General features: G+C 36.4%; 17 protein-coding genes. 12 read left to right on the top strand and 5 right to left on the bottom strand.

The genetic code is table 11. The features are described 5' to 3' along the window. Positions 1-50 precede the first annotated feature (50 nt). The 5 genes from ACX5JI_RS05995 to ACX5JI_RS06015 all read left to right on the top strand — a co-directional run bounded on the left by ACX5JI_RS05995 (position 51) and on the right by ACX5JI_RS06015 (position 4,014). Complete coding sequence (locus tag ACX5JI_RS05995) at positions 51-188, top strand: phosphonate ABC transporter permease (RefSeq protein ID WP_459500148.1); 138 nt, start codon at positions 51-53, stop codon at positions 186-188. Positions 189-261: 73 nt separating this feature from the next. After that, positions 262-510, top strand: a complete 249-nt coding sequence (locus ACX5JI_RS06000; protein ID WP_459500149.1) for a DUF1294 domain-containing protein — start codon at positions 262-264, stop codon at positions 508-510. A 103-nt stretch (positions 511-613) separates the two neighbouring features. After that, complete coding sequence (gene rarD / locus ACX5JI_RS06005) at positions 614-1,549, top strand: EamA family transporter RarD (RefSeq protein ID WP_459500150.1); 936 nt, start codon at positions 614-616, stop codon at positions 1,547-1,549. A 77-nt stretch (positions 1,550-1,626) separates the two neighbouring features. Further along, positions 1,627-2,052, top strand: a complete 426-nt coding sequence (locus ACX5JI_RS06010; RefSeq protein WP_459500151.1) for a divergent PAP2 family protein — start codon at positions 1,627-1,629, stop codon at positions 2,050-2,052. Between the two features lie 162 nt (positions 2,053-2,214). Further along, positions 2,215-4,014, top strand: a complete 1,800-nt coding sequence (locus ACX5JI_RS06015; protein ID WP_505307670.1) for a terpene cyclase/mutase family protein — start codon at positions 2,215-2,217, stop codon at positions 4,012-4,014. Between the two features lie 75 nt (positions 4,015-4,089). On the opposite strand, the gene ACX5JI_RS06020 is transcribed toward ACX5JI_RS06015, so the two are convergent. After that, complete coding sequence (locus tag ACX5JI_RS06020) at positions 4,090-4,239, bottom strand: YfhD family protein (protein ID WP_459500153.1); 150 nt, start codon at positions 4,237-4,239, stop codon at positions 4,090-4,092. Positions 4,240-4,372: 133 nt separating this feature from the next. On the opposite strand from ACX5JI_RS06020, the gene fabG reads away from it, so the two are divergent. Continuing rightward, positions 4,373-5,113, top strand: a complete 741-nt coding sequence (fabG, locus tag ACX5JI_RS06025) for a 3-oxoacyl-ACP reductase FabG (RefSeq protein ID WP_459500154.1) — start codon at positions 4,373-4,375, stop codon at positions 5,111-5,113. Between the two features lie 39 nt (positions 5,114-5,152). On the opposite strand, the gene ACX5JI_RS06030 is transcribed toward fabG, so the two are convergent. Continuing rightward, positions 5,153-6,637 (bottom strand): aldehyde dehydrogenase family protein, encoded by a 1,485-nt coding sequence (locus ACX5JI_RS06030; RefSeq protein ID WP_459500155.1) that lies wholly within the window; start codon positions 6,635-6,637, stop codon positions 5,153-5,155. 274 nt (positions 6,638-6,911) lie between these two features. On the opposite strand from ACX5JI_RS06030, the gene ACX5JI_RS06035 reads away from it, so the two are divergent. After that, positions 6,912-7,190 (top strand): YhdT family protein, encoded by a 279-nt coding sequence (locus ACX5JI_RS06035; protein ID WP_459500156.1) that lies wholly within the window; start codon positions 6,912-6,914, stop codon positions 7,188-7,190. Between the two features lie 3 nt (positions 7,191-7,193). Further along, on the top strand, positions 7,194-8,630 hold the full coding sequence (gene panF / locus ACX5JI_RS06040; protein ID WP_459500157.1) for a sodium/pantothenate symporter: 1,437 nt from the start codon (positions 7,194-7,196) through the stop codon (positions 8,628-8,630). Positions 8,631-8,771: 141 nt separating this feature from the next. Here panF and ACX5JI_RS06045 read toward each other — a convergent pair whose 3' ends face one another. Further along, positions 8,772-9,287 (bottom strand): DoxX family membrane protein, encoded by a 516-nt coding sequence (locus ACX5JI_RS06045; RefSeq protein WP_459500158.1) that lies wholly within the window; start codon positions 9,285-9,287, stop codon positions 8,772-8,774. A gap of 325 nt (positions 9,288-9,612) precedes the next feature. Between ACX5JI_RS06045 and ACX5JI_RS06050 the strand changes: the two genes are divergently transcribed. From ACX5JI_RS06050 to ACX5JI_RS06065, 4 genes are all read left to right on the top strand, one after another. Further along, positions 9,613-10,545, top strand: a complete 933-nt coding sequence (locus tag ACX5JI_RS06050; RefSeq protein ID WP_459500159.1) for a nucleoside hydrolase — start codon at positions 9,613-9,615, stop codon at positions 10,543-10,545. A gap of 314 nt (positions 10,546-10,859) precedes the next feature. Beyond that, entirely contained in the window at positions 10,860-11,969 is a 1,110-nt protein-coding gene (locus ACX5JI_RS06055; RefSeq protein WP_459500160.1) for a serine hydrolase, read from the top strand. 125 nt (positions 11,970-12,094) lie between these two features. Continuing rightward, a complete protein-coding gene (argH, locus tag ACX5JI_RS06060) occupies positions 12,095-13,603 on the top strand; it encodes an argininosuccinate lyase (RefSeq protein ID WP_459500161.1) in 1,509 nt (502 codons plus the stop codon). Positions 13,604-13,665: 62 nt separating this feature from the next. After that, complete coding sequence (locus tag ACX5JI_RS06065; protein ID WP_459500162.1) at positions 13,666-14,502, top strand: GNAT family N-acetyltransferase; 837 nt, start codon at positions 13,666-13,668, stop codon at positions 14,500-14,502. 35 nt (positions 14,503-14,537) lie between these two features. On the opposite strand, the gene ACX5JI_RS06070 is transcribed toward ACX5JI_RS06065, so the two are convergent. Together ACX5JI_RS06070 and ric are read right to left on the bottom strand one after the other, a co-directional pair. After that, a complete protein-coding gene (locus ACX5JI_RS06070) occupies positions 14,538-15,290 on the bottom strand; it encodes a (S)-benzoin forming benzil reductase (RefSeq protein ID WP_459500163.1) in 753 nt (250 codons plus the stop codon). Between the two features lie 111 nt (positions 15,291-15,401). After that, complete coding sequence (gene ric, locus ACX5JI_RS06075) at positions 15,402-16,109, bottom strand: iron-sulfur cluster repair di-iron protein (protein WP_459500164.1); 708 nt, start codon at positions 16,107-16,109, stop codon at positions 15,402-15,404. Between the last annotated feature and the right edge of the window lie 157 nt (positions 16,110-16,266).

Genomic DNA, 16,266 nt, shown 5'->3' on the forward strand with positions numbered 1-16,266 from the left:
AATAGGGAACCCTGATGGATAGACATATGATTTTGAAAAGAGGGGTTCAGGTGCCGTTTTTAGGGAGTGTATATCAAATATTTGGATTATATCCAGAGATTTACCATGCAATGATTTCAATGGAGATAAAAGAGCAACAATTTGTGGATGAAGCTGTAGAACAAGAAGAACAAGAAACAGAAGGATGAAAAGACCGTGCAGGTTAGCTTGCATGGTCTTTTCATGTTACAATAAAGGGAATTTTTTTAGGGAGAGAAAGAAATGAAATGGATTTATTTTATTATTATAAATGTGATAGCGTTTAGTCTTATGGGACTGGATAAACAAAAAGCAAAAAAGAAGAAATGGCGAACGCCAGAAAGTACTTTGTTTTTAGCGGCAGCAGCAGGAGGTGCAGTTGGTGCGTGGGTTGGTATGTATGTATTCCATCATAAAACACATAAAAGTAAATTTGTTTTTGGTATACCAGTGCTTGTTGTAATGACACTATGTATTCTCTGGATGATATAAAGAAATAAAAGAAATGTCGAAAAAGTTATAAGAGGTAATATTAGTAAAGAAGCTTTCTGACAACGTATAATGAAGAGAAAAAGAGAAGAGGAGAAAAGGGAAGATGGAGAGTCAAAAAGCACTGCAGAAGAAAGGGATTTTATATGCAGCTGGTGCTTATATGATGTGGGGAGTTCTTCCTATTTATTGGAAATGGGTGGAGGAAGTTCCCGCAGAAGAAATATTAGCACATCGCATTGTTTGGGCATTTGTTTTTATGTTACTCGTTTTAGTAATATCAAAGCGTTTAGGCCAATTTCTTAGAGAACTTGTGAGTCTTTTTAAACGACCTAAATTATTAATTTCATTAACAATTGCTTCTATTTTAATTAGTGGGAATTGGTTTGTGTACATATGGGCTGTGAATCAAAATCATATCATTGAAGCGAGTCTTGGTTATTACATTAATCCTCTTGTAAGTATTTTACTTGGTACAGTTGTTTTGAAAGAAAAACTTAATTTTTGGCAGTATGTTGCAGTTGGTTTAGCTGGAGTAGGTGTTATTATTTTAGCATTTCGATATGGTTCGATTCCATGGATTGCTCTTTCACTTGCATTTACATTTGGATTGTATGGGTTAACAAAGAAATTGCTGAATTATGATGCAATGATTGGTCTTACGATGGAAACAATGATTGTGACACCCTTTGCAGCTATTTATTTAACTATGATTGGTGAGCATGGTTTTGGTTCATTTGGTTCGATTTCTTCAACGTTACTACTAATGGGGGCTGGAATTATTACGGCATTGCCACTTTTTTATTTCGCGAAAGGAGCACAGCTTATTCCGCTCTATATGATTGGGTTTTTACAGTATATCGCACCGACCATCAATCTAATTTTAGGTGTCTTTATTTTTCATGAGCATTTTACGTCAGCTCATACGACAGCATTTTTCTTTATTTGGGTTGCATTATTTATATTTTCAATGGCAAAAACAAAGTTTTTACTTCAGAAAGAGCCGAAATTTTTTAAAAATAAATCAGCAAAAGTATCATAATGCGTAGTATTTTCTACGCATTTTTATTTATACTTATAGTATGGATTTTCCATTACCGTAAGTAGGGAGCTGGAAATATGGAAACAATTTTACATAATGATCCGCTTATGGCGGCTATAATTGCTTGGTTTTTAGCACAATTAACAAAAGTTATTTTTAAATTAGTAAAGGAGAGAGAATTTGATTTTGCCCAGTTTTTTGCTTCTGGAGGAATGCCAAGTTCTCACTCTTCAACTGTTACGGCATTAGCGACAGGTGTTGGAATGGTAGAAGGGATAACGAGTGCAGTGTTCGCAGTAGCCGTCATTTTTGCTATTATTGTCATGTATGATGCTTCAGGGGTAAGGCTTGCAGTAAGTAAACAAGCGAAGATTTTAAATGATTTTTTTCATGGTAGACAAACTGAATATAAAAAATTAAATGAACTTGTTGGACACACACCGTATCAAGTTGTTGTTGGAGCGATTTTAGGAATTATAGTTGGAATTGGATATTGTTTATAAGCAGAACTTGTTTTTATACATGTTCTGCTTTTATTTGTTTCATACATAATTTTTGGAAAAGTGGAATATCGTATACGGATTTAGAAAGGGTGGGTGAAAAGGGTGACCGTATATGAAAATGTACATGAAGAAGTAAAACGGAGAGTTACTGCACTCCGGAAGATGCAACGGTATGACGGAACATGGCGGTTTTGTTTTGAAAATGCTTCCTTAACAGATTGTCACATGATTTTTTTACTACGGTTATTAGGGCAAGAGAAAGAAGTAGAGCCGTTTGTTACAAGACTTGTATCTCTTCAAACGAATGAAGGGACTTGGAAATTGTACGAAGATGAACTTGTTGGTAATATATCGGCTACTATTCAGGCATATGCGGCTTTACTTGCCTCTGGAAAGTATACGAAAGAAGATATAAATATGAAACGTGCAGAAGCATTTATTCGGCAACGGGGTGGGATTACAAGCGCTCACTTTATGACAAAATTTCTATTAGCACTTCACGGAGAATATGAATACCCCTCATTGTTTCATTTTCCGACTCCAATTTTATTTTTACCAGAAGATTCCCCGCTCAGCATATTTGAGCTAAGTAGTTCTGCACGTATTCACTTAATTCCGATGATGATTTGTATGAATAAGCGTTTTACCGTGTCAAAAAAAATCCTTCCTAATTTAGATCATATTTCAGGAGGGAGTAAGCCGCAGTGGTTCCGTGAAGAGCGTTCACCACTTTTTCAACCATTCCTAAATGATGTGAAAAAGTTTTTATCGTACCCATTATCTTTACATCATAAAGGGGATAAAGAGGCAGAGCGTTTTATGGTGGAACGGATTGATGAAAACGGAACATTATACAGTTATGCGAGTGCGACCTTTTACATGATTTATGCACTGCTTGCACTTGGTTACCCGATTCAGTCCTCGCTTATTTCAAATGCAGTATTAGGAATGAAATCTTATATATGGAACATGGGTAAAGGGGCGCACCTTCAAAATTCTCCATCTACAGTGTGGGATACAGCATTAGTAAGCTACTCGTTGCAAGAAGCAGGTGTAACACATAATAACCAAATGGTTCAAACAGCGACAGATTATTTACTACAAAAACAACATAAAGAGAAAAAAGATTGGAGTGTGCATGCCCCATTACTTGACGCTGGAGGCTGGGGGTTTTCAGATGTGAATACGACAATTCCAGATATTGATGACACAACAGCTGTCCTAAGAGCGTTAGCGCGAAGTAGAGAAGGAAATCAAAAAGTAGAGGGAGCTTGGAGAAAAGGGATTGAATGGGTGAAGGGACTGCAAAATATAGATGGGGGCTGGGCAGCTTTTGAAAGAGGTGTAACAAGCAAAATTTTAACCTATTTACCTCTTGATAATTCAGCGGATATGACTACTGATCCGTCTACGGCAGACATTACGGGTAGAGTTTTGGAATTTTTTGGAACGTACGCTCCACATGAGTTGCAAGGTGATCAAAGAAATCGAGCGATTAGGTGGCTCATCAATACACAAGAAAGAAATGGATCGTGGTATGGAAAGTGGGGAGTATGCTACATATATGGTACTTGGGCAGCTCTGACAGGTTTACGTGCTGTAGGAGTTCCGTCTAACCACCCTGCTTTGCAAAAAGCAGTTACATGGTTAGAGAATCTTCAACATAGCGATGGAGGCTGGGGGGAATCTTGCAAAAGTAGTATAGAAAAGCGATTTATTTCGTTACCTTTTAGTACACCATCACAAACAGCCTGGGCGCTCGATGCGTTAATTGCTTATTATGATACAGAAACACCAGCTATCCGAAAAGGGATTTCTTATTTACTTACACAGTTCATGCAGAATCAAGATTATCCTACAGGCATAGCGCTATCAGGTGAATTTTACATTCATTATCATAGCTATCGTTATATATTTCCACTGCTTACCTTTGCACATTATATAAAAAAATATAGAAAATAAACCGAGAAATCATCTCGGTTTATTTTTGTAGGTAGTAGGTCCCTGGTTGAAAAGAATAAGATAATAAATCGCACCTTATTTTTTTGTTGACTGGCGTTTTTGACGTGCATCGGCGGCATCTGCACGAGCATTTGCTTCTAAGTCATTTTGGTCAGCAAGTTCACGAGAGAACTCGACATCAATGCCATCAGAGGCTTTTTTTTGCTTTAGATCCTTTTTGTTCATTCGACACAATCTCCTTGTGTTTATGCTTATGTTGCAACTTTAGTTTGACACAAATAGACTTTTTTATACAAAAAGGATTTAGAAAAGGAAAAGCCGAAATATATAGTATAAGCGATAGAAATGGGGGAATATAATGGACTTTTTACATGGGAGAACAGCGGTTATAACAGGTGCTGCACAAGGGATAGGTAAGGAGATTGCTCGTACATTCGCAAAGCTTGGAGCAAAGGTGCTAATTAGCGATGTAAATGAGGAGAAATTGAAAGAAACTATAACTGAATTTTCGGAACAAGGATATGAAGTGAATTTCTATCGTTGTGATGTGAGTAATCAAAATGAGGCGAAGTCATTAATTGAATATGCAGTTCAAACATTCGGCAGTATACATATTTTGGTGAATAATGCTGGGATTACAAGAGATGCGATGTTACATAAAATGGAGAAATCAGCTTGGGAGCAAGTCATGCAAGTGAATTTAACAGGTGTATTTTATTGTATGCAACCGGCACTTCTTTATATGAGGCAGCAGCAATTTGGACGTATCATCAATATTTCTTCCATTAGTAGGGAAGGAAATATTGGGCAGGCGAATTATGCTGCAACAAAAGCTGGTGTCATTGGATTAACAAAAACGGCAGCAAAAGAAGTGGGGGGATTTGGTATTACTTGCAATGCGATTTGTCCAGGGTTTATGGATACAAATATGACAAAAACAATACCAAATAAAGTGAAAGAGAAGATGATTGGTGCAATTCCAGTTGGAAGGATTGGAATGCCGCAAGATATTGCAAATGCAGCAGCTTTTTTAGCTTCAGAGTATACTTCTTATATTACAGGCGAGGTATTAAATGTGAGTGGTGGATTACAAGTTTAATGAGAAAAGAGCCTGACTTCCAGAGTCAGGCTCTTTAAGCTAGTTTAGATTCACCCAAACACTCTTCACTTCTGTGTAGTTATTTAATGCATAAGATCCCATTTCACGACCAAGACCAGATTGTTTAAAGCCACCAAATGGAGAAGCTGCATCAAATACGTTATAACAGTTTACCCATACTGTACCAGCACGGACTTTACTTGCAATGTAATGTGCATTTTTTATATTTTCTGTCCATACACCAGCAGCAAGGCCATAATTTGATTTATTTGCGCGCTCAATTACTTCATCTATGTCATTAAATGGTAATGCGGAGATGACAGGACCGAAAATTTCTTCCTTAGCAATTGTCATTTCGTCATTTACATCTGCGAATACGGTTGGGGCAACGAAATAACCTTGCTCAAATGGTTGGTTCCCCCCGCACAGAACTTCTGCACCTTCTTCAATACCTTTTTCAATGTAACCCATAACACGTTTTTGTTGCTCTTCGGAAACAAGAGGACCAATTGTAGTTTCTGGATTTATCCCTGCACCTTGTGTTAATTTCTTCGAGTAAAGAACAAGATCAGCCATAACGTTATCATACATTTTTTTTGGAATAAATAAACGCGATCCAGCGCAGCATACTTGCCCTTGGTTAAACATAACCCCAGAAAGGGCTGCTGGAATTGCACGAGATAAATCCGCATCTGGTAGGATAATATTCGGTGATTTACCACCAAGTTCTAATGTAACACGTTTTAGTGTTTCAGATGCTTGTCTCATAATTTGTTTACCGACTGGAGTTGAACCTGTAAATGCAATTTTGTCGACGAGAGGATGATTCACAAGAGCTTGTCCAGCTGTTTCACCGAAGCCTGGTACGATATTTACGACACCTTTTGGGAATCCAGCTTCTTCAAATAATTCAGCTAAGTATAGAGCGGAAAGAGGTGTTTGTTCTGCTGGTTTTAACACAATTGTACAACCAGTCGCAAGAGCGGCACCCATTTTCCACATTGCCATTAGGAGAGGGAAATTCCACGGAATAATTTGTCCAACAACACCAACTGCTTCATGGCGCGTATAGTTAAAATATTCACCAGATACTGGAATTGTTTGGCCGACGATCTTTGTAGCCCAGCCAGCGTAATAACGCATATGTTCAATTGCAAGAGGAATGTCTGCTGCTAATGTTTCACGAATTGGTTTCCCGTTATCCAACGTTTCAAGTTGTGCCAGTTCTTCTTTATGTTCCTCCATTAAATCAGCGAGTTTATACATAAGACGGCTGCGTTCAGCCCCACTCATACGTGACCAAGGTCCTTCATCAAATGCAACTCTGGCAGCAACTACCGCTTTATGAATATCTTCGCGACCAGCTTCAGAAACGATTGCAAGTGTTTCACCTGTTGCGGGATTAGGAGTTTTAAATGTCTTACCGGAAACGCTTTCAACGAAAGTTCCATTCACATATAGTTTTTTTGTTCCTTGAAGAAACTTCTCTACTTTTTCATGAAGATTTACAGCTAGTTGACTCATTGTATAACCCCCTTGGAAATATAATATAAACGCAGTGCGAAACCACATTTATTCCTGTAACAGGGTTGTAAAAAAACTAGGTGAACAATCTCTAATTTAAATCATAAATAATATAGATTGAAAATTCAAATTTCAATTATGTTACAATTGTAAAAAATATGTAATAGTGAGCTAGCTTCTATAGCTTTTTAAAAAATCCTGCTAGTTTTTCTTTTCTAGTAGGAAAAACTAGAAAAACAATGGTACAATTATACATCGTGAGAGGAGGAAGGAAATGAAGGACTATCATAATGATCCACGCTTTCGAATTGCCCATAAAGAGGCGTTAATTGGTCTTGGACTTGCTGTTATTAATTTTATAATATGGTATGGATTTGCCTATGGGCTTGGGAGTAAGAATCCGAATGAATATACATATGTATTAGGTTTTCCGGCATGGTTTTTTTATAGCTGTATCGTCGGTTTTATTGTAGTAGTTATATTACTTATGTTCATTGTGCGTTTTGTATTTCAAGATATTCCGCTCGATGAGGAAGAAAAAAGTGAGGAATGATAAATGAATTGGTACGTAATAATTCCAATGATAATTTCTTTTATCGTTGTGTTTTTAATTGGTGTGTATGCATCAAGGCGTGTACAAGCAACGGCTCATAATAAGTTTTTACAAGAATACTTTCTTGGAGGACGTGAACTTGGCGGCTTATTATTAGCTATGACAATGATTGCTACTTACGGTAGCGCAAGTAGTTTTATTGGAGGTCCTGGTATTGCGTATAATATGGGGCTTGGATGGGTATTATTGTCAGCAATCCAGGTTGTAACGGGTTACATTGTCTTGACGGTACTTGGAAAAAAGTTTGCGATCATTGCAAGAAAGATGGAAGCAATTACGCTCATTGATTACTTAAAAGGAAGATATAATCATAAAGGCGTCGTCATTCTTTCCGCATTATGTATTATTATCTTTTTATTTTCAGCAACTGTTGCTCAGTGGGTTGGAGGCGGAAGATTAATTGAATCGTTAACAGGTCTTTCGTATACAACGTCTTTATTTCTTTTTACATTTTCTGTACTTGTATACGTTTTAATTGGTGGGTTCCGTGCCGTTGCCTTATCTGATACATTACTTGGCTTTATTATGTTAGCAGGTACGACAATTATTTTAATTGCAACAGTAATCGCTGGTGGTGGAATTGAAAAAATCATGCAAGAACTTGTTCAAATTAATCCGAATTTAATTACACCGTTTGGAGCGGATGGTAGTTTAACAAAAACGTATGTAACATCATTTTGGATTTTAATTGGTGTAGGTGTTGTTGGGTTACCACAAATTAGCGTACGCGCGATGTCTTATAAAAACTCAAAGGCAATGCATCAAGCGTTAGTTATCGGAACAGTTGTTGTCGGTACGATTATGATTGGCATGCATTTAACAGGTGTGTTTGCGCGCGTGGTGCTTCCGGGTGTAACGGTACCAGACAAGGTTATGCCACTTCTTGCACTAGAAGTATTACCGCCTTGGCTTGCTGGAATCTTTTTAGCTGCCCCAATGGCGGCTATTATGTCGACAGTAAATTCGCTTTTATTACTTGTAAGTTCATCAATCATTAAAGACATATATGTAAACTATATCAACGAAAAAGCAACTGATACAGTTATCAAAAAAGGAAGTTTGTGGATTACCGGAATCGTTGGTTTACTCGTATATGCAGCAGCTATTAAACCACCAGATTTCTTAATTTGGTTAAATTTATTTTCTTTTGGTGGATTAGAAGCAGCGTTTATTTGGCCAATCGTTTTAGGTTTATATTGGAAGAAAGGAAATGCAACTGGTGCACTTGCTTCCATTCTTATTGGTGTTGGTTCTTATATGATATTCCATCTGTGCTTCCCAACACCATTTGGTCTACATACAGTCGTGTTTCCCATTTGTTTTGCTTTCATTGCGTATGTAATAGGCAGTATGTTAACGGCAAATACAGTGAAACTTTAATCAGTGAGGGTCTTACTGTCCGCAAATAACGGGATAAAACAGCATGATGATAGCATGTACAAGTTGGATATGTTTTATGGTTTTTAATCAAAAATAGAGCTCATATTGAATGTATATGAGCTCTACTGATTAAAAAACTAATTATGATGCAATTTTATGTGTAGGACGAGTTGGATGATTCTTTTTATATGTATGGAAGAGTTTTTGAAAAACAAATCCGTCGAGACCGAGACGTCCTGCGTTATGCCCTGCAACTAAAATCAGTATAGACAATAGTATCATATTTGGATTTGTACTTATAGCTCCACTTAAAAGAAAAGCAGTGTTCATAACAACTCCGAAAAATGCCGCGGTTTTCGTAAGCCCTCCTAAAAGAAGACCAAGCCCAACTAAAATTTCTCCCCACTGCACAAGAAAGCTAAATAAATCAGCATATGGAAGAGCGAAATGTTGTAGAAAATCAGCCCACCATCCTTGCACAGTTGGATGATCGCCACTTGCGTTGGCAATTGCCCCTTTTAAAAAAACGCCTGCGTCAAATGATTGACCGAAAAGCTTTCCTAATCCAGCAGATAACCAAGCATACCCTAAATATAAACGAAGGGGTAAGAGAATAAACAATGCTTTTTTGCTATTACGTAAAAAATCAATAAACATAATAAATTCCTCCTATACATAATAAAATATATTTACAAGTTTAGTATGTAGATTTGTGAATTGAATCACAATGAATGAAATTTGAACAAACGATTCAAATGAGTGGTTTTTTTGAATAATTCATCATTTGTTCAAAAAACAGTGTGCATTTTGATTTGTGGCGTACATGGTATGAAAAATAGTTGACATGTATTTCGATTTTAAGAGCCCATCTTAAAATTGAGCGAAAGCAAATAAGTTAGGTGAGGCTAATAATCAGTGAGGGAATGAAGACACACAGTACGGATTAAACTATAATAAAAGGTGAAGGGATGGAGGAAGTACCATGAAAAAGGTGCTTTTTTTAGGGGATCCAGGCATTGATGATTCTTTAGCCATTATGTATGGGTTATTACATCCTGAGATTGAAATCGTTGGGATTGTAACTGGATATGGCAATGTAACACAAGAGCAAGCAACAAGCAATGCTGCGTATTTAATGCAATTAGCAGGGAGAAAGGATATACCTATTATAAATGGAGCAAAAATGCCGTTGTCGGGTGAATTTATCACATATTATCCTGAAATTCATGGAGCAGAGGGATTAGGGCCCATTCGTCCTCCAAAGACAATTCAACCAAATATTAAATCGTTTTGCACAATCTTTGATATAATTGAGCGTTATAAAAAAGAAATTATTATTGTTGATGCAGGGCGATCAACAAATTTAGCGACCGCGTTTATATTGGGGAAAGATATCATGAGAGATGTAAAAGAGTACTACTGTATGGGAGGGGCATTTCTTGTTCCAGGGAATGTTACGCCGGTAGCAGAGGCTAACTTTCATGGTGATGCACTCGCTGCAAATTTAGTCATGCAGTATGCAAAAAATGTAACTTTAATTCCACTTAATGTAACGAATGATGCAATTGTGACACCAGAATCTGTGAAATATATAACCAAACATTCGCAAACAGGATTTAACAAATTAATGGAACCTATTTTCCAATATTATTATAAGGCATATAAGAAAATAAATCCGAAAATAGCAGGTAGTCCGATTCATGATGTTGTTACAATGATGGCAGCTGCAAATCCCTCTATTATTGAATATGTATACCGGAAAGTAGATGTAGCTTTAGAAGGTAGTGCAAAGGGAGAAAGCATTGCTGATTTCCGGCCACAGCCTGATGCAAAAGCTCTTAAAAATTGGGTGAGGATTGGTTGGAAATTAAATTATAATAAATTTATTGAGAACTTTGTTCGGATTATGACATAGACATAATAGGAGATTACAAGTTAAAATAATAGAGAGGATTATTTAGATAATCCTCTCTATTATTTTGTGTATAACTCTATATAAATCCAAGTTAAAAAACTAACATCAAACCATTCTTTTCAGATGGATGAGAGCATCCGGCCACGGATAGAGGCGGTCAGTGCCTTTTTTAGCCCCATTCCATGTGAAAACAGAAGGAGAAAATGAGTGAAGGTTTCTGTCTGTTCTTCATAACCATAATGTATCTGTTAGCAAATCAAATTGGATTTATATATATGATAGATAAGAGATATAAATTAGGAGAGGGAATTTACTTGAGAAAAGTTATAATATGTGCGGGAATCATTGGTGTATTCATGGTGCTTATACTCGGTAGCTTTTTAGTGAAAAAAGTTCGGAGTTCTCATAATGATGATGCTCAATTTATTGCTTCATTTGTTGAAGAACATAAAGATGAAAAAAATAGCGCCTTACTTATAAAACGAAATGATAAAGTTGTGTATTCCGTCAATCCAAATGTTGTGTTGCCAGTTGCGAGTACGATGAAATTAATTGTTGCAATTGAATTCACGAAACAAGTTGTAGATGGGAGAATTGACCCAAATAGCTATGTTTCAATTGATGATGTAAATCGTTACTACATTCCGAATACAGATGGTGGTGCGCAGGATCGTTGGCAAAAATATTTAATACGAAAGGGAAACCTGGATGGAAATGCGGTTTCCTTAGAGGAAGTTGCAAAAGGTATGGTAAAGTTTAGTTCAAATGCCAATACAGAATATTTAATGGATCGACTTGGACTAGGACATATTAATCAAAATTTACAAAATTTATCACTGCCTTCACATCAACCGTTATTTCCTATCGTTTCCTCTTTATACATTCCAGGATATTTGCATAAGGAGTTGCATATTCCGAAGTCTAAATTAGAGGAAAAGCTTAAAAAAATGCCGCAAGAAGAATACCGCCGTTATGCAATGTTAATACATGAGCGCTTGAAAGAGAAAGGGCCATTATTACAAAAAGATATTCCACTATATTTAGAAGAGAAATACGAAAAAATATGGTCAGATAAGTTGCCCGCTGCATCTGCGAATGATTATATGGTGCTTCTTGAAAAAGCGAATCATAAAAAAGGTTTTACAAAAGCTGAAAAAGAAGAGTGGGCAAATCTTGTTGAAACGGATATGAAGGCGAAGAAGTATCGTAAGTCCTTCCGGCATGCCGGACAAAAAAATGGATATACGCCATGGACATTAGCAAAAGCAGTGTACGCTACTGATAAATTGGGAAATTGTACAGAAATTGTATTTTTAGCAAACGAAGTGGGCGAAGAGGATAGTGCGGAGCTTCGGAAACATTTGTTGAATTTGCATTTTCAAGTGTTACAAAGTGAAAAATACGATGCGACTTTTATTAAATAAACTCGATGCGCGAAGCATCGGGTTTATTTTTGCTTAGTCAATTAAAGTTTTCCTTCATACAAGCACTTTTTCAAAAGCTCCGGGTATGATGTTTAGTAAATAACTAGGCGAAAGGGGAAAAAGTGATGAAACAGGAACGAGACGAATTTATAAAGAGTGAAGGCGCTAATTTCCCTGGGGAAACGTATGCCAATTGTGTGTTACAGCATGTGTTTCAATTTCAGCGAGATTATTTATTGCAAGAAATGTTTATGGTTCATCGTGCTCATATTCTCATGTTGATTGACCAAAAATTAATGAAACAAAAGGATGCCAAAGTAATTTTAACAGCATTAGAGAAAGTGGCACAAATTCCGAAGAGTCAATTATTGTATGAGCAAAAACATGAGGATCTCTTTTTTTTAATCGAACATTTAATTGAGCAAGAAGCAGATGATCATTTTGTAAGTAATATGCATATCGGCAGGAGTCGAAATGATATGGGGGTCGCAATGTATCGAATGAGTTTGCGCCGCTATTTATTACGCTATATCGAGCATTTTCTTCTTTTACAAGATAGTATGTTAGAAGTGGCGAATGAACATATAGAAACGATTATGCCTGCGTATACACATACACAACCTGCGCAACCAACGACATTTGGTCATTATATGTTAGCGATATATGATACAATGCAGCGGGACTTAGAGCGGGGTTGGAAACTATATCATCTTATCAATCAATCTCCTTTAGGAGCAGCTGCTCTATCGACTACAAGTTTTCCTATAAATAGGCAGCAAGTTGCAGAGTTGCTTGGGTTTTCAAGTATTATTGAAAATTCATATGACGCGATTGCAAGTGCTGATTATTTATTAGAGACAAGTGCGACAATTATGGTGGCAATGACAAATAGCGGTAGATGGCTTCATGATTTTTTAAAACTTGTAACAAAGGAATATGGTGGTATTACTATTGCGAATCCGTATGTACAAATCAGCAGTATAATGCCACAAAAACGGAATCCGGTTTCAATTGAACATGCCAGGGCTTTAGCTAGCAGTGCATTTGGCGAAGCTTTCACTGTGTTTCAAATGATTCATAATACACCGTTTGGAGATATTGTGGATACGGAAGATGATTTACAGCCACATTTATATGAGGGGATTGAAAAAGCAACTCGCGTATTTTGCATGATGAATGCAGTGATTCGAACAATGAAGGTGGAGGATGAAGTTTTAAAGGATCGCTCGTTTAAGCACGCGATTACAATAACAGATTTTGCAGACATATTAACGAAAAATTATAATATTCCTTTCCGGCGCGCGCACCATGCTGCAAGTGATGTTGCAAAAATGTCTATGCAACAGCAAAAAGAGTTGCATGAATTAAATTTTGCAGACATCAATATGTACCTGCAAGAAAATTTTTATGTAACTCTTTCAGAAAAAGAATGGGTTGACATTATATCCCCTGAAGCTTTTGTTGAAAAACGGACTGTATATGGAGGACCGAGTAAAACGGAAATGATACGCATGATTCAAAAGAGGAAAGAAAATTTTAAGAAAGAAGAAGTTACATTTGAGAGAGAAAAAGAACGGATTTTACAAGCTGAAAAAGAAGTAATGATGCGGGTCTTGAATATTATTGAATCGTAAAAGAAGGATTTTGTGAATTAGTCGCCAATCTGTTATTTATAAATAGAAGGAAGAGATTGTCGATGATTCAGTTACAGGTGTATGAAGATTTTTCTCATTTTAAGCAAGAAGTAAGTCCTATTTTAGAAATGAATGAACAAGAGAATAATTTATTGTTAGGTGTGCTCCAGTTTGCGGAAAAACCGTTATTTATGGCAGTAGCAAAGCAAAATGAAAACATTGTTCTCATACTTCTTCAAACTGAGAAAAAGCAAATGATTGTTGCGAAATCCGAAGTTTCGAAGGCGGCTATAAAGGAAATAGCAAAACAATTAATAAAAGTGTATCCAAATATACGAGGATTAATTGGTGAAAAGCGAGTGGTGGAACAGTTAGCTAAAGAGATTGTACAACTAGAACAAAAGAAGTTTGTTATTCATATGAATCAAGGGGTATATAAATTAAAAGAAGTAAAGAAGAAATCGGATGAACAGGGTGTTTTCCGTCAAATAAATAGCGGTGAACTACCATTAATTGAACAGTGGGTGTACCAATTTTGTAAAGATGTTCATTTACCGACTACGGTAGAAGATGCTAACCAAATGGCCCATACATTAGTAAGTACAGATCGGTTGTTTGGATGGGAAGTAGAGGGAAGATTAGTTTCGGTAGCTGCAATTACAAGGCCGACTAAAAGTAATATTACCGTTAATTTTGTATATACACCGCAAACCGAACGCAAAAAGGGGTATGCTTCTAATTGTGTAGCTGCTCTCAGTCAGCATATGTTAGACAGAGGTTATAACACAACTACTTTATATACAGACTTAGCAAATCCGACGTCGAATAAAATTTATCAAGAGATAGGATATGAACTGATAATGGAATCTGTATTAATATTTTTAGAACCGATAATATAAAAGGCTCGCATACAAGCGAGCCTTTTGCTATGAAACTATTTTTCATCAATACGGATAATGCCGCCTTGCTGGAAATCTTCAGTTTCTAGAAGGTTAACAACAGCTTTCGCAACGTATTCAGGAGAAAGTAGTTTTCCTTCTTCCTTTAAAGTAATAAATCGATCTAAGTTAGTAAAATCTTCTTTGTCTGTTTCACGAATCTGTTGCTGCATGTCTGTGTCAACGACGCCTGGTGCAAACGCAATCGTTTTAACAGGATATTCTTTGTCAGCTTCTTCTGTAGCGATGCACGCTGTAAACATGTTCAAACCAGCTTTTGTTGTACAATATGCGCCCCATCCAAAGTATGGTTTTTGACCAGCACCTGAAGAGATGTTTATAACACGTTTGTCGACTTTCCAATCTTTCGTATGTTTCATAAACGAAGAAGTAAGAATCATTGGTGCCATTAAATTAATTTGTACGTTTGTAATTAAGAGGTCACTTTCTGATTTTTCAACCGGTTTCATGGGTGTAAGTGTACCAGCATTATTAATTAAATGGATAGAAGACACGTTTTCTTCTTCAATGGATGAAAAAATTGCTTCGAAATGAGTTTCTAGATTATGTACATCTTGAAGATCGATGGAGTGAAAGGTTAAAGGAATATCCTTTTGTTTTGCTTTTTCAACGAGCGTTTCATTCTGTCTTCTAGAAATACAAATGAGTCGTGTATTCGCTTCTAATAATTGTGTGGCGATTGCTTCGCCTAATCCTTGTGAAGTACCTGTTACAATAACATAGCGCATTTCTTTCAATTCCTCCCTTTATAAATGTTGATACGATGTTTAATCTTTATGTTATCGTATAGAGCATTTTTAATAAAGAAAAGAGATCTCCTCATGTGAGGAGATCTCTTGTTATGTTAAAGAAAGTAATCGTTTGAATAAAATGTTGTTTTCAAGATGTACGTGTTGGAATAAATCAGATTCAAAATCTTCTAGGCGATTATAGACCATACGATATGTGCGACACGCATATTCGGGGGGCGTAAAATCATTTGTAATGATTCGTAATTCTTTTATAAGATCACCAGCTCCATCATGCTCTTGTTCTAATTCTTCAAGCCTTTCAATTGCCAAAGCTAAATTTTCTTGAGTTGGATTTTGTTCGTATTTTTTGATGAGCGGGAATACAAAAGTTTCTTCTTTCATTATATGTTGTTCAAGTTCTAATTTTAATTCGTGAAAAAGTCGGTGAACGGCACTTAAATGCAGCTCTGTTTGACCATGTACACGAAATACTTTTGTTACATATGGGCTAAGTTGTGGTAATTCTTCTTGAATATAACGATGATGTTTTTCGATAATATGCTCAATTAGTATAGAAAGATTAACTTCACCCCAGTTTGTAGACTCATTATGTTTTGATGTATATAAAGTATATTGTTCATTTAATATTGTTAAAAGTTCATCAGGAGAAATTTCTTTCGTTTGTGTTGCTACTTCGATTGTTTTGTCCCCGCCACAACAAAAATCAATACGATATGTTTTGAACAAATCACTTGCTTGTGGAAAAATGGTAACTACTTCACCGACAATAGATGTTTTAGTAAAAGGTGTAGCCATATGAGTCACTCCTCTGTTCATTGTTATGTTTTTAGCATAATGGGTAAGGAAGGAGAGCAGAGTGATTATAATCACAAATATAATGGAGAGTTTATGAATGTTTTGTATAGGATGTAATGTATCTTTCACCACGGTAGAGTGGATTTAATCATGATAT

The organism is Bacillus sp. C1 (genome assembly GCF_054570475.1).